Annotated in this window: 1 pseudogene; it reads right to left on the bottom strand. The window is 49.5% G+C overall.

The features are described from left to right. Window positions 1-378: pseudogene (locus H6A27_RS14655) on the bottom strand (DDE-type integrase/transposase/recombinase); the annotation flags it as partial.

Below are 378 nucleotides of genomic sequence, written 5' to 3'. Positions count from 1 at the left end.
TTTCATTGCGGAGTTCGGCAAACACACGCATATAGACAAGCCTCACGGTCCCTTCCACGTTGCTTTTATCTTTTGGGTGTGCGGGACGTGCCGGTATGATGACCGTGCCATAATGATTGGCCATATCCTCCATTACACGGTTAAGTGAAGGCTCATATCTGTCGGTCTTGACAACAGCAGCTTTAAGGTTGTCAGGGACAAGCATCTTTGGTACGCCGCCAAGATGTTTCAGGCACTGTGTTATGGCATATACAAAGTCTTCCGTGCGTTGTGAACGTACGAAGAGGATATAACCGTAGTCGCTTGCAGGCAGAGTGGCTACGAAAGCCTGGCACTGGACGACCTCACCGGTTTCCATATCAACGTATCCCATGGTAT

This window comes from Bacteroides caecigallinarum, from assembly GCF_016902295.1.
Lineage (GTDB): Bacteria > Bacteroidota > Bacteroidia > Bacteroidales > Bacteroidaceae > Phocaeicola > Phocaeicola caecigallinarum_A.
This window is presented reverse-complemented; position numbering and strand designations above follow the sequence as displayed.